The sequence below is a fragment of the Halomonas salipaludis genome (assembly GCF_002286975.1).
GTDB lineage: Bacteria > Pseudomonadota > Gammaproteobacteria > Pseudomonadales > Halomonadaceae > Franzmannia > Franzmannia salipaludis.
In genome coordinates, this window is sequence record NZ_NSKB01000001.1 from 272,543 (window position 1) to 291,502 (window position 18,960).

Below are 18,960 nucleotides of genomic sequence, written 5' to 3' on the forward strand. Positions count from 1 at the left end.
AGGTCACGGCCGGCTGCCCTTGCCGCGGCCCAGGGCCTGGTCGGCACTGTTGCGGGATAAATTGTGCTTCAAGGCGCTGGCGAAGCGCGTGGCGAAGCTGCTGCCTTCCGGGTGTTCGGGTGAGGGCGGTGCAGTGTCGACCGGCGCGGCGCACTCGTGGAGCTTGTTGACCTGGCCGCCGCCCACGCCGAGCACCAACCAGGTGCCTTCGACGTCGACGATGACCACCCGCTCGCGGTTGCCCACTGCAGTGCTGCCGACCACCTTGAGGTGCTGGCCGTGCGCGCGCCCCTGCGGATGCAGGCGTTTGACCAGATAGCTGCACAGGAAGATGACCGCTACCACCAGCGCCAGGGCCGCCGCGGTCTTGCCCAGCGCCGCCATGCCGAGCAGGGCGTCGCTGCTGCCTACGCTACCCTCGAGTGCTGCCAGACCGCTGGTATCGACCTGCGGGGCGGACTCGGCTGTCGAAACGCGCTCGCTCATCGGTTGAGTTTCTGCACGCGCTCGGAGGGGGTGATGATCTCGGTGACGCGGATGCCGTACTTGTCATCCACCACCACCACTTCGCCCTGGGCGATCAAGTAGCCGTTGATCAGGATATCCATCGGCTCGCCGGCCAGGCCTTCGAGCTCGATCACCGAGCCCTGGGCGAGCTCGAGCAGCTGCTTGATGGTGATGCGGGTGCGGCCGAGCTCGACGCTGAGCTTGACCGGGATGTCCATGACCATTTCCAGGTCGCGGGCGGCACCACTGCCTTGGCCCTTGTCGAGGGGCTTGAAGACCTGGGAGCCGGCGGCTTCCGGCTGGCTGGCCGGGGCCTCGGCTTCGCTTTCGGCCTGCTCGGCCAGCGCTTCGGCCCAGGGGTCGTCCTCGGCGGGCGCCGCATCGCCCTGTTCGGCCATGGCGCTGGCCCAATCGTCGTCGGTGGCGCTCTGATCGGGCTTGTTGGGATCAGGCTTGTTGGGATCAGTCATTATCGGATTCCTTGGCTTGCGGCGTTGACCCTTTGACGAAAGTTTCCTTGGCCGACTTGGATGAAGCATGCTCGATCAGGCTGTGGACACGCAGTGCACGCTGACCGTGTTGGCTACCGTATTCGCAGCGCATCACCGGCACGCCGTCGACGCGTGCAGTGACGATCTCCGGCAGTTCGATGGGCAGCACGTCGCCAACTTCGAGCGACATCACCCGGCCGATGCTGCTGGGGATCTCGACGAAGTCGGCGATCAGTTCGATGTGGGAGCGCTTGATCTCGCCGGCCATGCGCTGGCCCCACTGCCGCTCCTCTTCGGGGTGGCTGTCGGTGAGCGGGCCGCTGAGCTGCTCGCGCAGCGGCTCGATCATCGAGTAGGGCATGCAGATCTGGAAATCGCTGGTCAGGTTGCCGACTTCCAGGTGGAAGGTGCTGTTGACCACGATCTCGTTGGGCGAGTTGGTAATGTTGGCGAACTTGACCTGCATTTCGGAGCGCAGGAACTCCACTTCCAGCGGGTACACCGAGCGCCAGGCTTCCTGGTAGGCGTCCAGGGCGAGTTTCAGCAGGCGGCGGATGATGCGCTGCTCGGTGTGGGTGAACTCGCGGCCTTCCGACTTGGTGAGAAAGCGCCCGTCGCCGCCGAACAGATTGTCGACCACCATGAACACCAGGCTGGGTGGAAATACCACCAGCGCCGAGCCGCGCAGCGGCTTGAGTGCCACCAGGTTGAGGTTGGTGGGCACCGGTACATTGCGCGAGAATTCGCTGTAGCTTTGGTAGCGCACGGTGTCGACGGTGATGTCGGCACTGCGCCGCAGCAGGTTGAACAGGCTCATGCGGAAGTGCCGCGCAAACCGCTCGTTGATGATGTCCAGGGCGTGCAGACGCTCGCGGATGACCCGATGCTGGGTGGCCGGGTCATAGGGGCGAATGCGCGCGTCGCTGCCCTTGCTATCGCTACTAGGGGCAGCCTCTTCTTCGCCGCTGACGCCCTTGAGCAGGGCGTCGATCTCTTCCTGAGAGAGCAGATCGTCTTGGGACATGGCGCTATTGCACTTCTCGATGAAGACTCAAGGGTTCAGCGTCGCGGTCACTGGACGATGAATTCGGTGTACAGCACGTCGTTGACCATCAGTGACGGCTGTGGGTCGGTCAGCGGCTGGTCGAACAGGGCCAGGATCTCGGCCGAGAGCTGCTGCTTGCCCTCGGGGCTGACCAAGTCCTCGGCCTGCTGGCTGGAGAGTAGCATCAGCAGCCGGCTGCGCACCTGCGGCATGTGCTCTTCGATCAGCTCGCGGGTGGTGTCGTTGCCGACCCGTAGCGACAGCCCGATATAGAGCAGCTGCTGGTCGTAGTGACGACTCTGCAGGTTGACCGTGAACGGATTGATGTCGACGAAGATCGGCGCCGGGGCGCGGGCCTCTTCGACCACGCTCTGGGCGCTTGGGTCGCTCTCTCCGCTGCGGCTGTCCATCATGTAGTACATGGCCGCCGAGCTGCCCATCGAGAACAGGATGATCAGCAAGCCGATGATCCACCAGGGTTTGCGGCTGCCCGCGCTGCGATTCTTTGCCATTGTCTTTGCCACCGATAGATGGGCGACCCCGAGGGGTGCATTCTAGAAAGCAGTATGGCGATAGCCGTGCCATCGCCATGGTTCGAAAAGGCCGGCCTAAACGGCGTATCTTGGTGCTTTACCAGATCCGCAAGGCCTTGACCTGCTACATCGTTATCGGCCCGGCGGACGAGACATTGAGGGTGACGACTCAACGCACTGCCACACGGTGCGCTCAGGCATAGAGGTCGACGCGGCCGTCGAGCTCCAGCGGACGGCCCGGCAGCGCCTCGGTGGTATCACCCACGGCATTGTCTTCGTTGCCTGAAGCGCTGCCGCCTTGCTGGCCGCTACCGCCGCCGTTGGCGAAGGCCATCTCACCCTGCTGGCCACCCGCGTGCTCGCCGACCGTTGCCTCACTCAGTGAAATACCCTGTTCCTCGAGGGCCTCGCGCAGCTGCGGGATGGCCTGCTCGAGGGCCACGCGAACCTGGGCGTGGGTCGAGAGGAACTGTGCTTGGGCGCCGTTCTCGCCGAGCTTGAGGCTCACCGAGAGCGGCCCCAATTCGGCGGGGTTGAGGCGCAGCTCGACGCGCTGGTCACCGCGCTGGCTGAGGTTGACCAGCTGCTGGCCGAGCTGCTGTTGCCACTGGTGACTGGCCACAGGAGCGCTCAGTGCGGCACTGGCCGGCGGCTGACCGAGCGGCTGCGGGCTGGCGGTGGTGCCCTGGGCGCTGGCGACCGGCGGTGCTGCTGGCATGCCGTTGGTCTCGCCGTTGGCAGCGCTGGGTGCCTCGCTGCGGCCACTCAGGGCGGCGAACAGCGGGGCTTCGCTACCGGACTGGGGCTGGCCGGCGGCTGGCTGAGGGCTGGCAGTGGTGCCGGGGCTCGCCGCGGGGGCGGCCTGAGCAGCGCTGCGCAGCGCTTGCTGAGTGATCTCGGCGAGCGCCTCGCGGCCGGCGGGCTGGACGTCCCGCGCGGCGGCGGGGTCGAGCAGCAGGGCGTTGCTTGCGGCGCGCGGCTGGCGCATATCGCCCTCGGGCTGGCTGAGGGCACGCGCCTGCAGCGTGGCCAGTTCGGCGCCCGGTCGTTGGTTGCTTGACGGGTTGCCCTGGACGGACTCGGCCAGTGGTCGGCCGGCGGCGTCGATCAGCGCCATGCGCTGGCGTACCTCGGTCAGCAGCGCCGACTCTTCTCCGGCGTCCAGGCTCACGGCACCTGCCAGCGGGCGATTGGCCTGGGCGTTGCCGTTGAGCAGCGCCTCTAGGGCGGCCAATGGTGATTCGGCCACTGCCGCCTCGCCCCTGGCTTCGTCGCTGACCTCGTCGAGCACGCCCTCGATCCATGTCAGCGCTGAGGCCTGGCCCTCGTCGTTGGCCACGTCATTGGCAATATCCTCGACCAGCCGTTCGGCCAGTGCTGCCAGGTCGATGGGTAGTTCCCCGTCGCCGCTGGCCTCAGGCTTGGTGTGACTCGCTTCCAGTAGTTGGGTGAGGCCTGCAGCGTTGGCGGCCTGGCTGAGCTGCTTGGCGAAAGCGCCGTCGGCAGGGAGCTTGCCTCCGGGCTGGGTGCTGGCGGCCTTGCCGGTGCCGGCTGTGGCGGTCAGAAGCGCAGATATGTCCATGGTGCCTCCTTGTACGGGCCAGCCGGTGGTTGCCGGCGAAGTGGCCGCGCGGGGTGGCGCGACCGGGTTGTGTCAGTGGCTGTCGTCCTGCTCGCGACGGCGGCGCAGCAGAGCATTGGTGCTCAGTTCATCGTTGACGCGCTGTTCGTGACGCTGGGCCTGCTGGCGGAGCTGGTCGGCGCGGCGGCTGGCCAGGGTGTCGTAGGAGCAGAGCTTGCGCTGCTCCTGCTGCCAGTGCTGCTGGCTCGAGGCCACGCGCTGCTCTTGATCGCCGAGGGCCTGCCTGGCGCGCACGATGGCGGCGTCAAGCGAGGCCAGGAACTGCTGATAGTTATGCATGGTGGCCGGGTCGATGCCGGCGTGCATGGCGTCCTGTAGGCGCTGTGCGTACTCCAGTCGGTAGCGGCCCAGGGCGTCGAGCTGGGCCACGGTGTGCTGCTGGGTGCGACGCTCGTTGGCCAGTGCCATGCCGGCGTTGTCGCGGGCCTCGCGGGCCAGGTCGAGAAGGGTGTCGAGCGGTTGCTGTTGCATTATTTACCCCCTCCAATGAGTGCTGTCAGCGACTGACGTGACTGGTCGGCGGTGGCTTGTTCATCGATCCGCTGCTGCAGGAACTGCTCCAGGTGCGGGTAGATCTGTACCGCATGGTCGAGCTGCGGGTCGTGGCCGGCGCTGTAGGCGCCGACGCTGATCAGATCGCGGTTGCGTTGGAAGCGCGAGAATAGCTGCTTGAACTGTTGCGCCTGGCGCTGCTGGTCGTCGGCGACGATGGCGGTCATGGCGCGGCTGATCGAGGCCTCGATATCGATGGCCGGATAGTGGCCGGACTCGGCCAGGGTGCGCGACAGCACGATATGGCCGTCGAGGATCGCCCGCGCCGAGTCGGCGATGGGGTCCTGCTGGTCGTCACCCTCGGTGAGCACGGTATAGAACGCCGTGATCGAGCCGCCGCCGCGTCGAGCGTTGCCGGCACGCTCGACGAGCCCCGGCAGCTTGGCAAATACCGACGGCGGATAGCCCTTGGTGGCCGGCGGTTCGCCGATGGCCAGGGCGATCTCGCGCTGGGCCATGGCGTAGCGGGTCAGCGAGTCCATGATCAGCAGTACGTTGCGGCCAGCGTCGCGGAAGCCTTCTGCCAGGCGGGTGGCGTAGGAGGCACCCTGCAGGCGCTGCAGCGGCGAGGTGTCGGCGGGGGCGGCGACCACCACGGCGCGGCGGCGCCCCTCTTCGCCGAGAATATTGTCGATGAAGTCCTGTACCTCGCGGCCGCGCTCGCCGATCAGCCCGACGACGATGACGTCGGCCTGGGTGTAGCGGGCCATCATGCCCAGCAGCACCGACTTGCCAACGCCGGAGCCGGCAAACAGGCCCATGCGCTGGCCGCGGCCGACGCTGAGCAGGGCGTTGATGGCGCGGATGCCGACATCGATCTGTGCCTCGATGGGCGCCCGCGACAGCGGGTTGAGCGGTGGTGTGGCCAACGGTGCGAAGGGGGCGTCGTCGAGCGGGCCCTGGTCGTCCAGCGGGCGGCCGTTGCCGTCGACCACCCGCCCCAGCAGCGAGTCGCCGATCGGGAAGCGCCGCGCGCTGCCGCCGTCGCCGTCGCTGAGCGGCAGTACCCGCGCGCCAGGGGAGAGCCCGCTGATCTCGGCCAGTGGCATGAGGAATAGTTTGTCGCCGGAGAAGCCCACCACCTCGGCCTCGGCGTACTGCGTCTCGCCGTGGCCGCTGAGTTCGATCCTGCAGGCGCTGCCCAGCGCCACCTTTAGGCCTACCGCCTCCAGCACCATGCCGGTAGCGCGCACGATGCGCCCGCTACTGCGGTAGTGGGGCACTGTTTCGATACGCGAGCTGACCCGCGACAGCGTCTTCTGCCAGTGGCGCTGGTGACGGTTGTCGGCGACGACGTCAACCATTGTCGGAGCCCTCTTCGCGGAGTGCCGCATCGCCATCACGGTCGCCGTTGGCGCGGGTGTCGCCTGGCTTGCGCTGGCGCACCATGGCGGTGATGGTGGCCCAGCGCCGCTCCCAGGTGGCATCCAGTTCGCCGCTGGGGCTGGTCACCCGGCAGCCGCCGCGGCTGATGGTGTCGTCGGGCTGCAGCTGCCAGTTGGCGGCATCGAATTCGTTACCGAGGTGAGCCTTGACCAGGCTCAGGTCGGCGGGATGTAGCCACAGCCGCGGGCGACCGCTGAGCGCCGGATCGGCGTGGAGCAGCTCGCGAACGATGTCGAGGATCTGCTCGGGATGGGCGTCGAGGGCCTCGCCGGCCAGCTGGCGCCCGGTGGTCAGCGCCAGCTCGACGAGGTCGTCGGCGATGTCCTGGTCGAGGCGGGACAGCGCCTCGCTGAAGTGCTGGGCCAGCGGGGCGAGTGGAGCCAGGGTCTTCTGGGCCTGGCGCTTGAGCTCTTGCTCGCCGGTCTCGCGGCCTTCGGCGAGGCCCAGGTCGTAGCCGGCCTGGTAGCCCTCGGCCTGGCCGGCGGCATAGCCTTCCTGGCGTGCTTCCTCGCGAACCTTCTCGCGCAGCGCTTCGATCTCGGCATTGCGCTGGAAGGCCTGCTGGCGGATCGCCTCGCGGCGCTTGCGCTCACGCTCTTGCTGGGCACGCTGAGGCTGCCCCAGCTCGTCCATCTGCCAGCGCCGCCAGTCGTCATCCTGGCGATCATCGAGATCGCGCCAGGCGTCAGACATAGGTGTCGTCTCCACCACTCAGTACGACTTCGCCGGCGTCGGCCAGGCGCCGCACCACTTGCAGAATGTTCTTCTGTTCGGTCTCGACCTGGGAGACGCGGATCGGCCCGCGGGCTTCCATGTCCTCCTGCATCAGTTGGGCGGCGCGCTGCGACATGTTGCGCATGAACTTTTCCATCAGCGCGTCCGGGGCACCCTTGAGCGCGATCACCAGGGAGTTGGTGTCGATCTCCTTGAGCACCAGCTGGATGGCGCGATTGTCCAGGTCGAGCAGGTTCTCGAACAGGAACATCTCGTCGATGATCTTCTGCGCCAGGTCTTCGCTGTGGGCGCGCACGGTCTCGATGACCACCTCTTCCTGGCTGGAATTCATCAGGTTGAGGATCTCGGCGGCGGTTCTTACGCCACCCATCTTGCTGCGCTTGAGATTCTGGCCGTCGAGCATGCCGCCGAGCACTTCGGTGAGCTCCTGCAGCGCCGCCGGCTGCACGCCGCTGAAGGTGGCGATGCGCAGCACCACGTCGTTGCGCAGCTTGTCGTCGAAGTGCTCGAGGATGTCGGCGGCCTGATGGCGCTCCAGGTGCACCAGAATGGTGGCGATGATCTGTGGGTGCTCGTCGCGGATCATTTCGGCGACCAGCGAGCCTTCCATCAGGTTGAGCGAGTCGATGCCGGAGCTGGTACTGGTGGTCTCGAGGATATCTTCGATAAGGCTCGAGGCGCGTTCGCTGCCCAGCGCCTTGGTCAGCACCGAGCGGATATGGTCGCTGGAGTGCAGGTTGATAGCGGTGAACTGCTCGGCCTCGTCATGAAAGTCGTTGAGGACCTGACGCATCTCCTCGTGGGAGACCTGGTCCAAGGTTGCCATCTCCTGGCTGATCTCCTGCACCTCGCGCGGCGCCAGGTACTTGAACACCTCGGCGGCGCTGTCCTCGTCGAGGGCGAGCAGCAGGATGGCGCTGCGGCGGGCGCCACTCATGGTGATTTGGGCGGTCTTGCTCATCAGCTGTTGCCCTCGTCTTTGTGGATCCAGCTGCGCACGATCATGCCGATCAGGCGCGGGTCTTCCTGAGCCATCTCGCGGACATCCTTGAGCTGTTGCTCATAGGCCGACGACTTGCGCTTCTTGCGCGGCGGCGGTGCGTAGCTGTCGTCCTCGAGCTGCTCGCTGGGCTCGCCGTCCTCGTCGTTGCCGACGGTGGCGCGGAAGCCCGGCTCGGGGATGGCGGCCGCGGCCAGCGGTTGCTCGGTGTAGCGCTTGATCAGCGGGCGCAGCAGCAGCAGGTAGAGCAGCAGGGCGATAAAGGCGATCAGCAGGTAGCGACCGGCGCTGATGGCCATGGCCTGGAGTTCCGGCGACTCCCACCAGGCGCGCTGGTCGAGCTCTTCCTGGTCGAGGGTGAAGGGGCTGTTGACCACTTCGACAGCATCGCCGCGCGCTTCGGAGAAGCCCATGGCCTGGCGCACCAGGCGGTTGAGCTGGGCGATCTCGGTATCGCTCAAGGCGACGCGCTGGGTGTCGCCGTCGGCATCGGTCTCTTCGCGGTAGTTGACCACCACCGCCACCGAGAGGCGCTCGATCTGGCCGCGACGATGCTGAATATGCTCGACGTTGCGGTCGACTTCGTAGTTGATGACGTTGTCGTGGCGCAGGTCGCTGGGGGCATCGCCCTCGGCCAGTGCTTCCGGCTCGATGGGATTGCCCTCGTCATCGAGGGGCTGGTTGATCGGCGAGGGGGCTACGCCCGGTGGGGTGTTGGTCAGTGCTCCGGGAATACCCATCGCCAGCTCATCGCCGCCGCGATAGGAGGTGCTCAGCTGCGAGCTGCGTACCGCGGCTTCGTTGGGCGCCTGGTTGGGCCCATAGCGCTCGGAGGTCTCCTCGCGGGTGGAGAAGTCGATCTGGGCGGCGACCTGGGCACGCACGTTCTGGCTGCCGAGGATCGGTGACAGGATGTTCTCGATGCGGCGTTTGTAGGAGCGCTCGACTTCGTCGATATAGGAAAGCTGGGTGCCGTCGAGGTCGCGGCTGGTGCCACCACGCTGCGAGAGCAGGCGCCCGGCCTGGTCGACCACGGTGACGTTGTCGGCGGAGAGTTCGGGCACGCTGCTCGAAACCATGTGCACGATGGCATCGACCTGGCCCTCGCTGAGGCTGCGCCCGCCATGCAGGGTGAGCACCACCGAGGCCTTGGCCGGCTCGCGCTCGCGCACGAACACCGACGGCTTGGCCATGGCCAGGTGAATGCGTGCCCGGTTGACTGGGCCGAGGGATTCGATGGAGCGCGACAACTCGCCCTCCAGGCCACGTTGGAAGTTGACCTGCTCGGCAAACTGGCTGACCCCGAAGGCCTGGTCGTCCATCAGCTCGAAGCCGACATTGCCGCCCTGGGGCAGGCCTTGCTCGGCGAGCTGCAGTCGCAGGGTATGGACTTGGTCGCTGGGCACCAGCAGCGCCTGGCCGCCAGGGCCCATGCGGTAGTCGACACCGCGGGTGTCGAGTTCGTTGATGATGCGTCCGCCGTCTGCCTCGCTGAGATTGCTGTAGAGCACGCGGTAGTCGGGGCTCTTGGCCCACAGCAGCAGGGCGATGATGATCGCGATGACCACCGCCACGGCGATCATCAGCGGCACCAGCGGATTGGCGCGCAGTTGCTCGGCAAGCTTGGCGGTCGTCAGGCCGCGCATCCCTGTCGTTGCGGCGCCCTCGGCGCTGCGCTGGTTGCCGGCCGGCTGTGCGCCAGCGTTGGTCTGGGCCTCGCTCACAGCGTGTCTCCTGAGGTCCTGCGGCGTTGCCCTGCGTCGGTGTCGAAAATCATTGCGCCATCCGGCTCCACAAGCTGTCCGATTCGCCGCCCAGTGTCGGCAGGCGGTCGTGTTGATGAACGCCATTATGCGGAGGTAGGTAAAGGCTAAAGGGAAGAAAAGCCGGAGTTTTGCTCGCCAATTGCCGCTTTGGTGGTAGCGGTTGCCTTGCTAGGCTTGCCTCACGCTCTCCAACCAGCGAGTCGAGACGCATGAGTACACCCGCGATTCAGTCGGCCGTGGCGCAGATGCAGTCGTTGGCGACCCAGGCCGCCGGCGCCCAGCACAAGGGCCAGCACCTCTCCACGGCGGTCGGCCAAGGCGGCTTTGCCAATGAGCTGCAGGCCTCGATCCAGCGCATCAACCGCCTGCAGCAGACCGCCAGCGCCAAAGCCACCGCCTTCCAGTCCGGCGACCCGGACGTGGCACTCAACGACGTGATGGTCGATATGCAGAAGGCCAGCGTGGCCTTCCAAATGGGCGTGCAGGTGAGAAATCGCCTGGTTACGGCCTATAAGGACGTGATGAATATGCAGGTCTAGGTAAACACTGAATAAAGGTCTGCACGAGCGAATCGCTGCGTTGCGCGTCATCTCGTTCGACGATTTCTTCAGTGCTTCCCTTGTTTAATACTGGCATTACATGACGATGCCCGGCCAAATGGCCGGGCATCGTGGTTACTGGTGGGTGGGCATCAGCTCTTGCGCAGCGAGGCGTCGAGGTGGTCGACCACCTCGGCCCAGTCGGCGTCGTCCTCCAGCGCCTCGTGAAGGAAGTTGGCCTGGGCGCGGCTCCAGAAGGGGGCGTCGGGCAGTGGCAGGGCGTCGGGCAGCGGGGAATGCTGTTCGATGAAGGCTTCGATGGAGGCGGCGTCAGCGGCCAGGCCGAGCTGTTCGAACAGCTCGCTGAAATGATGGACCGGTGGTTCCATGGCAGTTTCCCTGATGGACGATATGTCCCTACACCATAGCGGGTCGCAGCGGCCTTTGCCGCTCAACGTTCGCCGGCCAGCGCAGTGAGAAAGCGCCGCCTGCGCTCGGTGTCGTCGAGCGGCTGGGCCAGCAGGTGGACCAGTTTGGTGAAGGCGGCTTCCGGTGTCATGGCGTCGGCGGAAAGCACGCCGGCATCGGCAAGGCCGCGCCCGGCGGCGTAGTGGCCGATCTCGATGCCGCCGTGGGGGCACTGGCTGAGGGCGGCCAGCAGCTTGCCTTCGCCGCTGGCGCGGGCCAGTACGCCAAGCAGCTCAGAGTCGTCGGGAGCGTTGCCGCCACCCCAGACTTCGAGCAGGGCGCCCTGCACTGTGCTGGGCTCGAGCCAGGCAGCAACCTGCCAGGCGGCGATGCCGGGCCACAGCGCGATGCGTACTACGCTATTGCCGGCATAGTCGGGCAGCTCGAAGCGTGGTGCGCCGCGCTGCTGCTCAGCCAGGCCGCGGCTGGGATAGAGCACCGGGCGGTGGTCGACCAGTTCGCCGAGCAGCGGATAGTTGGGACTGGTGAAGGCATCGGCTGCCTGGGTATGCCATTTGCGCGTGCGGGTAGCGCGCAGCAGCTTGCCGGAAAAACACACCACGACCTCCTTGAGACCCGGCTCGGCGGCGAAGCGTAGCGCCGCCTCGATATTGTCCAGGGCGTCGGAGCCCTCGGCTTCCAACGGCAGCATGGCGCCGCTGACGACCACTGGGATGTCGATGCCCTGCAGCTGGTAGGCGAGGCTGGCAGCGCTCCAGGCCAAGGTGTCGGTGCCGTGTAGCACCACGATGCCGGTATAGCACTGGCGGCTGTGTTGTGCGGCGATCAGCCCGGCCAGCGCCTGCCAGGTGGCTGGGGTGGCGGTGCTGGAGTCGATGGGCTGTGGCGTCTCGACCAGCTCGTAGGGCGGCAAATCGGCGCGGCGTGCCGGCGGCAGGCTGGCTAGGGCGGCGTCGAGGCGGCGGCCGATGTCACCCCCGGGTGCCAGGCCCGCGGCGCTGGGCAGCATGCCGAGAGTGCCGCCGGAGTAGACGACGAGAAGCGGGCGAGGGGGCAGCGCCATGGCATGGTTCCTGTTGCGGCTCTAAGGATTCGGGCTGCCATGATACCCGAGGTTGGCGGTACGATTCAGTCGCCGACCCGGCGGCTGAGGAGGTCGATGCCGGCCATGTCGCCACGATCTCGGCGCTGCCAGCCGCCGCCGTGGACCAACCAGCGCCGCGGGTCATCGAGGGGCAGGTAGACATCTGTCTGTAACGCCCGGGGCCAGGCGCCGGGGATGTAGGTCAGCCCGCCATTTAACGAGATTGGCTCCTAGACCTCCAGGTTGATCAGGCGACCCTGCAGTTCGCTCAGCGATTCGGCGATGCGCAGTACTTCTTCACTGGGAATCTGGCGAATCACGTCACCGCTGTCGCGGTCGACGATCCGCGTCACGGTGCGCGAGTCGAACTCATCGAGGTGGAATTCGACGCCGTAGGGGCGCATCACTTCGTTGATACGCAGCACCGGCTCAATGAGATCACCCGCTGGTGGCAGCGCGGCAGCACCGCGCTCTGCCTGGCTCTCGGGGGTGGGGAGCGGGCTGTGACCGAGCTGTACGAGCATGCTGTCGAGGCGCTGCTGGGCGCTCAGGCCGCGAGTCGCGGGGCTAATATCGTTGATCAGGTCGCTCATGGTGGGGCCTCTTACCCTGCCGACTACTATTGTCATTGAATAGTATCGGCAGGGCGAGGAGGTTCTTTAGCGGTTGATCGATGGTTCGCTCACGGGCTAGGCGTCAGGCCGGCGTGGGGCTGGGCGTGGCCAACCGCGCGACCATGGCCGTGACCATCCGTGCCGAGTGGTCGGCAGCGGTTTCCAGGAACTGCTCGAAGCTAACGTGGTTGTCGTCTCCGCCGGCGATATCGGAGAGTGCACGGATCACCACGAACGGGCAGCCGTAGAGATGGCAGGTCTGGGCGATGGCGGCGGCCTCCATCTCGGCGGCGAGCATGGTGGGAAACCGCGAACGCGTTTTGGTGACCAGCTCCGGGCAGGACATGAACACATCGCCAGTGGCGATCAGGCCTTCGACCACGCGCACCTCGCCGAGCGACTCGACGCTCTGGCGTGCCACCGTGACCAGCCGCTGGTCGGGCAGGTAGGCGGCGGGCATTTGCGGTACCTGGCCGTGTTCATAGCCGAACACCACGGCGTCGACGTCATGGTGTCGCACTTCGCTTGAGATCACCACGTCGCCGATCTCGAGCCCTTCGCCGAAACCGCCGGCGGAGCCGGTGTTGATGATCGCCTCGGGCTGGTAGGTGTCGAGCAGCAGGGTAGTGCCGATGGCGGCGTTCACCTTGCCGATGCCGGACTGCAGGATCACCACCTCGACGCCGTGCAGGCGGCCGGTATAGAAGGTGCAGCCTACGTGCTGGCGGGTCTTGCTGTCGTCGAGCAGGCTCGCCAGGTGGGCGACCTCCTGGGCCATGGCGCCGATGATGCCGATACGCTTCATGCGAACACGTCCGTCCACTCGTCACGCTTGGCGAGGAACTCGCGGGCGATCTGCTGGGCGCCTGCGAGGCTGTGGCTGGCCGCCCAACCGCACTGCATCTCGTTGCAGGCCGGGACCTCTGTGGCGACCAGGATGTCTTCGAGGGTCTTGCGCAGCAGCTCGAGCACGTCGTCGTAGTCGTCGTGGTTGATCAGCGCGACGTAGAAGCCGGTCTGGCAGCCCATCGGGCTGATATCGACGACCTTGTCGCTATGGTTGCGCGACAGTTCGGCCATCAGGTGTTCGAGGGAGTGCAGTGCGGGCATCTCCATGTGCGCCTGGTTGGGCTGGCAGATGCGCATGTCGTACTTGTGAATCTGGTCGCCGTTGTCGCCGACCTTGACCCCGGCCAGGCGCACGTAAGGGGCCTTGACCTTGGTGTGGTCGAGATTGAAGCTTTCCACGTTCATCTGCTGTTCGCTCATGACGGCCTCGCGATGCTGGAAATGGGGGGCGTGTAGCCTTGAGAAGGCGCGCATTCTACCTGACTCGGCTCAGCCTTGCATGGCGTCGTGTAGGTCGGCGGCGTAGAGCGTGTTCTCGAGCAGCGAGGCGACGGTCATCGGTCCCACGCCGCCGGGCACCGGGGTGATGTGGCTGGCGCGCTCGGCGGCCGGGGCAAACTCGACGTCGCCGATCAGGCGTCCGTCGTCCTCGCGGTTGATGCCGACGTCGATGACGATGGCGCCGTCGCGCACCCACTCGCCCTTGACCAGCCCCGGCTTGCCGACGGCCACCACCAGCAGTTCGGCGCGCCGCACGTGCTCCTCGAGGTCGCGGGTGAAGCGGTGGCAGACGGTGGTAGTGCAGCCGGCCAGCATCAGCTCCAGTGCCATCGGCCGGCCGACGATGTTGGATGCGCCGACCACGGTGGCATTCAGGCCGCGGACCTTCAGGCTGCTCTCCTGTAGCAGGGTCATGATGCCCTTGGGGGTGCAGGGCCGCATCAGCGGCTGGCGCTGGGCCAGGCGCCCGAGGTTATAGGGGTGAAAGCCGTCGACGTCCTTGTGCGGCAGAATGCGCTCGAGGATCGGTCCTGCGTCGAGATGCCCAGGCAGCGGTAGCTGCAGTAGGATGCCGTCGACGCTGGGGTCGGCGTTGAGCTCGTCGATCATCGCCTCGAGGTCGGCCTGGGTGGTAGCGGCAGGCAGTTGGTGCTGGACCGAGTGAACGCCGGCCTCGTCGCAGGCGCGGTGCTTGTTGCGCACATAGACGTGGGAGGCAGGGTCGTCGCCAACCAGGATCACGGCAAGGCCGGGTGTGCGTGCGCCAGCCTCACGGCGCGCCGCCACCCGGCGAGCTACCTGTTGGCGTACGTGAGCGGCAATCGCCTTACCATCGATCAACTGGGCGGTCATCGAGAAATCCCCTGGAGCATGGTGGTCGCCCGTGGCTGGACGCGGGCTGAAAACGTCGTGGGCGGCGATTTTCGCATGCCCCGGGCCGGAGTCAAAGCGTCCATGCGCGACACTGATGGCGCTAAGGGCTTGACCAGAGGCGAAACATACGTAGAATACGCCTCGCATTGTCGGGGCCTCAGAGGCGCCGATAAGCCGAGCGAGATGTCGCCGGGGTGTAGCGCAGTCTGGTAGCGCGCCTGCTTTGGGAGCAGGATGTCGGGGGTTCGAATCCCTCCACCCCGACCATTTCAACCCTATGATTATATTGAATAAATATCATCCTTGGGTTGTCGGTATGAGCCTGAAGGTCGTAGAATGCGCCTATAGCTCAATCGGATAGAGCAACGGCCTTCTAAGCCGTAGGTTGCAGGTTCGAGTCCTGCTGGGCGCGCCAAGTAAGGCGCCGTCGTGGCGGGTTCGATGAGTGGCCTTGATCGGTTGTGGGTGACGCAGTGGTGGATGTAGCTCAGTGGTAGAGCCCCGGATTGTGGCTCCGGTGGTCGTGGGTTCGATCCCCATCATCCACCCCATTCGTCAGCATGATCGTTGTTGGTTGTCAGGTGTCAAGGTAGTGGTGGATGTAGCTCAGTGGTAGAGCCCCGGATTGTGGCTCCGGTGGTCGTGGGTTCGATCCCCATCATCCACCCCATTACCTCCCGCATGGTATTCTCTTCTCCCCGTATTTCGTCTCGCTACGCCGGTTGGCGTTGGCGATCTTTGGCGTATGTGTCGTGATAAATCCAGCCCAGTGAGGCAGCACGCCTTGCAAATAGCCGCATCGCCCCCATTGTCGAGGCATGACGCGCTTGCCAGCGGCTGGCGGGGTTCATAGAATTACCCCTTTGCTCTCGCTGCGCAAAACAGCCATTCACGCATTCAACAGACAACGCATTCATCAGAACGCCCAGTCGGTAGAGGACTATTCATGCAAGTTTCCGTCGAAACGACCTCCCAGATCGAACGCCGTGTAAAGGTTCAGGTGCCGGCAGAAGAGGTCGATCAGGCCGTTGCGGCCCGCCTCAAGGATACCGCCAAGAACGTTCGCTTGAACGGCTTCCGCCAGGGCAAGGTGCCGATGGCCGTGGTGCGTCAGCGCTTCGGCGGGCAGGTGCGCAATGAGGTCGTCGGTGAGGTGATGCGTGAGCGTTACGTCCAGGCGATCACCCAGGAGAGCCTCAATCCCGCCGGCTTCCCGCAGATCGAGCCGACCGTCAACGAGTCAGGCAAGGATCTCGAGTTCGTCGCGACGCTGGAAATCTATCCCGAAGTGGCGCTCAACGGCATCGAGGGCACCGAGGTCGAGCGCCCGGTGGTCGAGGTCAAGGACGCCGATATCGATCAGATGATCGAGACCCTGCGCAAGCAGAACGCTTCCTGGGAGAGCGTCGAGCGCGCCGCCGAAGACGGCGATCAGGTCAGCATCGACTTCCAGGGGTTCCTGGGCGATGAGCCCTTCGAAGGCGGCAGTGCCGAGAATCACGACCTGGTGTTGGGCTCCAACAGCTTCATCCCCGGTTTCGAGGAGCAGCTGGTGGGTGCCAAGGCGGGCGACGACCTGGAGCTCAAGGTCACCTTTCCCGAGGACTACCAGGCCGAGAACCTGGCCGGCCAGGAGGCGACCTTCAAGGTCAAGGTGCACAAGGTCAGCGCCCAGCAGCTTGCCGAGGTCAACGAGGAGTTCATCCAGCAGTTCGGCGTCGAAGGGGGTGATGTCGAGAAGTTCCGTGCCGAAGTGCACAAGAACATGACCCGCGAAGCCAAGCAGGCAGTGGATAACCGCGTCAAGCAGCAGGTGCTCGAGGCGCTCAAGAACGCCAACGACATTCCGGTGCCGCAGGCGCTGGTGCAGCAGGAAACCGATGCGCTCAAGCGTCAGGCCGCGCAGCAGTTCGGCCTGGGCGAGGACTTCGACGTCTCCCAGCTGCCCAACGAGCTGTTCGCCGAGCAGGCCAAGAGCCGCGTACAGGTCGGCCTGCTGCTGGCCGAGGTGATCAAGTCCGGCGAGCTCGAGGCGAGCGACGATGAGATCAAGGTCAAGGTCGAGGAGCTGGCTCAGCAGTATCAGGAGCCGGAGCAGGTGATCGAGTACTACCTCGGCAACGACCAGCTCAAGACCCAGCTCAAGTCGGCGATCCTCGAAGAGAAGGCGGTCGACTCACTGCTTGAACAGGCCACCGTCAAGGATGTCGAGATGTCCTACGAGCAGGCGCTGCAGGCCGCTCAGCAGCAGGCCGAGGCCGCTGATGATGGCGAAGACGACGAAGACGCTGAAGCCAAGGGCTGAGCCCCCGCAAGCGTTGACAGGCCCGGCATCCGCCGGGTCTGGCGTCATGATGTAAGGTAGACGATATCCGGGCCAGTCCGGATGCTTACCACAGCAGATAAAGGACATCACACAGATGGGCAACGAGTTCGATATTCAAAACGCCGGTGGCCTGGTGCCGATGGTGGTCGAGCAGAGTGCACGCGGCGAGCGGGCCTACGACATCTACTCGCGCCTGCTCAAGGAGCGTGTGATCTTCCTGGTGGGCCCGGTGGAAGACTACATGGCCAACCTGGTGGTAGCACAGCTGCTGTTTCTCGAGTCCGAGAACCCGGACAAGGACATCCAGCTCTACATCAATTCGCCGGGCGGCTCGGTAACCGCTGGGATGTCGATCTACGACACCATGCAGTTCGTCAAGCCCGATATCTCTACGGTATGCATCGGCCAGGCGGCGAGCATGGGGGCGCTGCTGCTTGCCGGCGGTGCCGCCGGTAAGCGCTTCTGCCTGCCCAATTCGCGGATGATGATTCACCAGCCGCTGGGCGGCTACCAGGGCCAGGCTTCGGATATCGAGATCCACACCAAGGAGATCCTCAGTATCCGTCACCGCCTCAATCAGATTCTCGCTGATCATACCGGTCAGGACATCGAGACCATTGCCAAGGACACCGATCGTGATAACTTCATGACCGGCGCCCAGGCGACAGAGTATGGTCTGATCGATGCCATGCTGGATAAGCGTCCGGCATCCTGATAGCGTGATTTGCTACTGAGATTTCACGATAGGCAACTCCGGCGGCTTACCGGCCGCCGTCCGTAATGAGGTACGCGAATGGCCGACGGCAAAGGCAAGGACGACAGCGGCAAGCTGCTTTACTGCTCGTTCTGCGGCAAGAACCAGAACGAAGTCCGTAAGCTGATTGCAGGCCCGTCCGTCTATATCTGCGATGAATGCGTCGATCTGTGTAACGACATCATTCGCGAGGAAGTCCTCGAGGCCGACGCAGAGGGCGACGAAGATCGTCTGCCGGCTCCGCGCGAGATTCGTCACACCCTCGACGACTATGTGATTGGTCAGGACCGCGCCAAGATGGTGCTGTCGGTGGCGGTGTACAATCACTACAAGCGGCTGCGTGCCGATGTGAAGTCCGACGATGTGGAACTGGGCAAATCGAACATCCTGCTGATCGGCCCGACCGGCAGCGGCAAGACGCTGCTCGCCGAGACTCTGGCGCGACTGCTCAATGTGCCCTTCACCATCGCCGATGCCACCACGCTGACCGAGGCGGGGTATGTCGGTGAGGATGTCGAGAACATCATTCAGAAGCTGCTGCAGAAGTGCGACTACGATGTCGAGAAGGCCCAGAAGGGCATCGTCTACATCGACGAGATCGATAAGATCTCGCGCAAGTCGGACAACCCCTCGATCACCCGTGACGTGTCGGGCGAGGGCGTGCAGCAGGCGCTGCTCAAGCTGATCGAGGGCACTACCGCCTCGGTGCCGCCCCAGGGTGGCCGCAAGCATCCACAGCAGGAGTTTCTGCAGGTCGACACCGGTGACATCCTGTTCATCGTCGGTGGCGCCTTCGCCGGTCTCGACAAGGTCATTCGTGACCGCGCCGAGAAGGGCGGCATTGGCTTCAATGCCACCGTCAAGAGCAAGGACGAGAGCAAGGGCGTCGGCGATCTGTTGCTTGGCGTCGAGCCGGAGGACCTGGTCAAGTTTGGCCTGATCCCCGAGTTCGTCGGTCGCCTGCCGGTGATTGCCACCCTCACCGAGCTCAGCGAGGATGCGCTGATCCAGATCCTCACCGAACCCAAGAACTCGCTGGTCAAGCAGTATGCCAAGCTGTTCGACATGGAGGGGGTGGAGCTGGACTTCCGCGAGGACGCCCTGCGCGCCGTGGCCGGCAAGGCCATGGCCCGCAAGACCGGCGCCCGCGGGCTGCGCTCGATTCTCGAGTCAGTGCTGCTCGATACCATGTACGAGATTCCTTCGCTGGAGGGTGTCACCAAGGTGGTGATCGATGAGTCGGTGATTGCCGGCGATAGCGAGCCACTGCTGATCTACTCTCAGCAAGACGAGGGCAAGGTGGCTGGCAAGGACGGTTGAGTCCGCCGCCGAAC

General features: G+C 65.2%; 20 protein-coding genes and 4 tRNA genes. 8 read left to right on the plus strand and 16 right to left on the minus strand.

Annotated features, from left to right (window positions below; genetic code table 11):
- Positions 1 to 3: 3 nt before the first annotated feature.
- The 10 genes from fliO to fliF all read right to left on the minus strand — a co-directional run bounded on the left by fliO (position 4) and on the right by fliF (position 9,615).
- Positions 4 to 486: a flagellar biosynthetic protein FliO gene (fliO, locus tag CK498_RS01395; RefSeq protein ID WP_095619069.1), complete on the minus strand. Its 483-nt coding sequence runs from the start codon at positions 484 to 486 to the stop codon at positions 4 to 6.
- Complete coding sequence (gene fliN, locus CK498_RS01400; protein ID WP_095619070.1) at positions 483 to 977, minus strand: flagellar motor switch protein FliN; 495 nt, start codon at positions 975 to 977, stop codon at positions 483 to 485. The genes fliO and fliN overlap by 4 nt, the downstream gene beginning before the upstream one ends.
- Entirely contained in the window at positions 970 to 2,022 is a 1,053-nt protein-coding gene (fliM, locus tag CK498_RS01405; protein WP_095619071.1) for a flagellar motor switch protein FliM, read from the minus strand. Before fliM ends, fliN begins: the two co-directional genes overlap by 8 nt.
- A gap of 47 nt (positions 2,023 to 2,069) precedes the next feature.
- Positions 2,070 to 2,555, minus strand: a complete 486-nt coding sequence (fliL, locus tag CK498_RS01410) for a flagellar basal body-associated protein FliL (protein ID WP_095619072.1) — start codon at positions 2,553 to 2,555, stop codon at positions 2,070 to 2,072.
- Between the two features lie 214 nt (positions 2,556 to 2,769).
- On the minus strand, positions 2,770 to 4,158 hold the full coding sequence (locus CK498_RS01415; protein WP_095619073.1) for a flagellar hook-length control protein FliK: 1,389 nt from the start codon (positions 4,156 to 4,158) through the stop codon (positions 2,770 to 2,772).
- 72 nt (positions 4,159 to 4,230) lie between these two features.
- Positions 4,231 to 4,689, minus strand: coding sequence for a flagellar export protein FliJ (fliJ, locus tag CK498_RS01420; protein WP_095619074.1), 459 nt, complete (start codon positions 4,687 to 4,689; stop codon positions 4,231 to 4,233).
- Positions 4,689 to 6,074, minus strand: a complete 1,386-nt coding sequence (gene fliI, locus CK498_RS01425) for a flagellar protein export ATPase FliI (RefSeq protein ID WP_095619075.1) — start codon at positions 6,072 to 6,074, stop codon at positions 4,689 to 4,691. The genes fliJ and fliI overlap by 1 nt, the downstream gene beginning before the upstream one ends.
- Positions 6,067 to 6,849 (minus strand): flagellar assembly protein FliH, encoded by a 783-nt coding sequence (gene fliH / locus CK498_RS01430; RefSeq protein WP_095619076.1) that lies wholly within the window; start codon positions 6,847 to 6,849, stop codon positions 6,067 to 6,069. The genes fliI and fliH overlap by 8 nt, the downstream gene beginning before the upstream one ends.
- Positions 6,842 to 7,852, minus strand: coding sequence for a flagellar motor switch protein FliG (gene fliG / locus CK498_RS01435; RefSeq protein ID WP_176475683.1), 1,011 nt, complete (start codon positions 7,850 to 7,852; stop codon positions 6,842 to 6,844). Before fliG ends, fliH begins: the two co-directional genes overlap by 8 nt.
- The gene (gene fliF / locus CK498_RS01440; RefSeq protein ID WP_407645813.1) at positions 7,852 to 9,615 is read right to left on the minus strand and encodes a flagellar basal-body MS-ring/collar protein FliF; all 1,764 of its coding nucleotides are present in this window, start codon (positions 9,613 to 9,615) and stop codon (positions 7,852 to 7,854) included. The genes fliG and fliF overlap by 1 nt, the downstream gene beginning before the upstream one ends.
- Before the next feature lie 251 nt (positions 9,616 to 9,866).
- Here fliF and fliE point away from each other — a divergent pair, with 251 nt between their 5' ends.
- Positions 9,867 to 10,196 (plus strand): flagellar hook-basal body complex protein FliE, encoded by a 330-nt coding sequence (gene fliE, locus CK498_RS01445; protein WP_095619077.1) that lies wholly within the window; start codon positions 9,867 to 9,869, stop codon positions 10,194 to 10,196.
- A 152-nt stretch (positions 10,197 to 10,348) separates the two neighbouring features.
- Here the strand turns inward: fliE and CK498_RS01450 are convergent, their stop codons facing one another.
- The 6 genes from CK498_RS01450 to folD form a co-directional block, all read right to left on the minus strand.
- A complete protein-coding gene (locus CK498_RS01450; protein ID WP_095619078.1) occupies positions 10,349 to 10,585 on the minus strand; it encodes a DUF2789 domain-containing protein in 237 nt (78 codons plus the stop codon).
- Between the two features lie 62 nt (positions 10,586 to 10,647).
- Positions 10,648 to 11,688, minus strand: coding sequence for an asparaginase (locus tag CK498_RS01455; RefSeq protein ID WP_095619079.1), 1,041 nt, complete (start codon positions 11,686 to 11,688; stop codon positions 10,648 to 10,650).
- Between the two features lie 251 nt (positions 11,689 to 11,939).
- Complete coding sequence (locus CK498_RS01460) at positions 11,940 to 12,302, minus strand: flagellar protein FlaG (protein WP_095619080.1); 363 nt, start codon at positions 12,300 to 12,302, stop codon at positions 11,940 to 11,942.
- Positions 12,303 to 12,405: 103 nt separating this feature from the next.
- On the minus strand, positions 12,406 to 13,128 hold the full coding sequence (mtnN, locus tag CK498_RS01465; protein WP_095619081.1) for a 5'-methylthioadenosine/S-adenosylhomocysteine nucleosidase: 723 nt from the start codon (positions 13,126 to 13,128) through the stop codon (positions 12,406 to 12,408).
- Positions 13,125 to 13,592: an S-ribosylhomocysteine lyase gene (locus CK498_RS01470; RefSeq protein WP_095619082.1), complete on the minus strand. Its 468-nt coding sequence runs from the start codon at positions 13,590 to 13,592 to the stop codon at positions 13,125 to 13,127. The genes mtnN and CK498_RS01470 overlap by 4 nt, the downstream gene beginning before the upstream one ends.
- A 69-nt stretch (positions 13,593 to 13,661) precedes the next feature.
- Complete coding sequence (gene folD / locus CK498_RS01475; protein ID WP_176475684.1) at positions 13,662 to 14,525, minus strand: bifunctional methylenetetrahydrofolate dehydrogenase/methenyltetrahydrofolate cyclohydrolase FolD; 864 nt, start codon at positions 14,523 to 14,525, stop codon at positions 13,662 to 13,664.
- Between the two features lie 211 nt (positions 14,526 to 14,736).
- On the opposite strand from folD, the gene CK498_RS01480 reads away from it, so the two are divergent.
- From CK498_RS01480 to clpX, 7 genes are all read left to right on the plus strand, one after another.
- Positions 14,737 to 14,813: transfer RNA gene (locus tag CK498_RS01480), tRNA-Pro, on the plus strand.
- A 71-nt stretch (positions 14,814 to 14,884) separates the two neighbouring features.
- A tRNA-Arg gene (locus CK498_RS01485) sits at positions 14,885 to 14,961 on the plus strand.
- Between the two features lie 61 nt (positions 14,962 to 15,022).
- Positions 15,023 to 15,097 (plus strand) — tRNA-His (locus CK498_RS01490).
- A gap of 44 nt (positions 15,098 to 15,141) precedes the next feature.
- A tRNA-His gene (locus tag CK498_RS01495) sits at positions 15,142 to 15,216 on the plus strand.
- 276 nt (positions 15,217 to 15,492) lie between these two features.
- The gene (gene tig, locus CK498_RS01500; protein ID WP_095619084.1) at positions 15,493 to 16,851 is read left to right on the plus strand and encodes a trigger factor; all 1,359 of its coding nucleotides are present in this window, start codon (positions 15,493 to 15,495) and stop codon (positions 16,849 to 16,851) included.
- A gap of 115 nt (positions 16,852 to 16,966) precedes the next feature.
- A complete protein-coding gene (clpP, locus tag CK498_RS01505) occupies positions 16,967 to 17,587 on the plus strand; it encodes an ATP-dependent Clp endopeptidase proteolytic subunit ClpP (RefSeq protein WP_095619085.1) in 621 nt (206 codons plus the stop codon).
- A 78-nt stretch (positions 17,588 to 17,665) separates the two neighbouring features.
- Positions 17,666 to 18,946 carry an ATP-dependent Clp protease ATP-binding subunit ClpX gene (clpX, locus tag CK498_RS01510; RefSeq protein ID WP_095619086.1) on the plus strand — a complete coding sequence of 427 codons (1,281 nt, stop codon included), beginning with the start codon at positions 17,666 to 17,668 and terminating at the stop codon, positions 18,944 to 18,946.
- Positions 18,947 to 18,960: the final 14 nt, after the last annotated feature.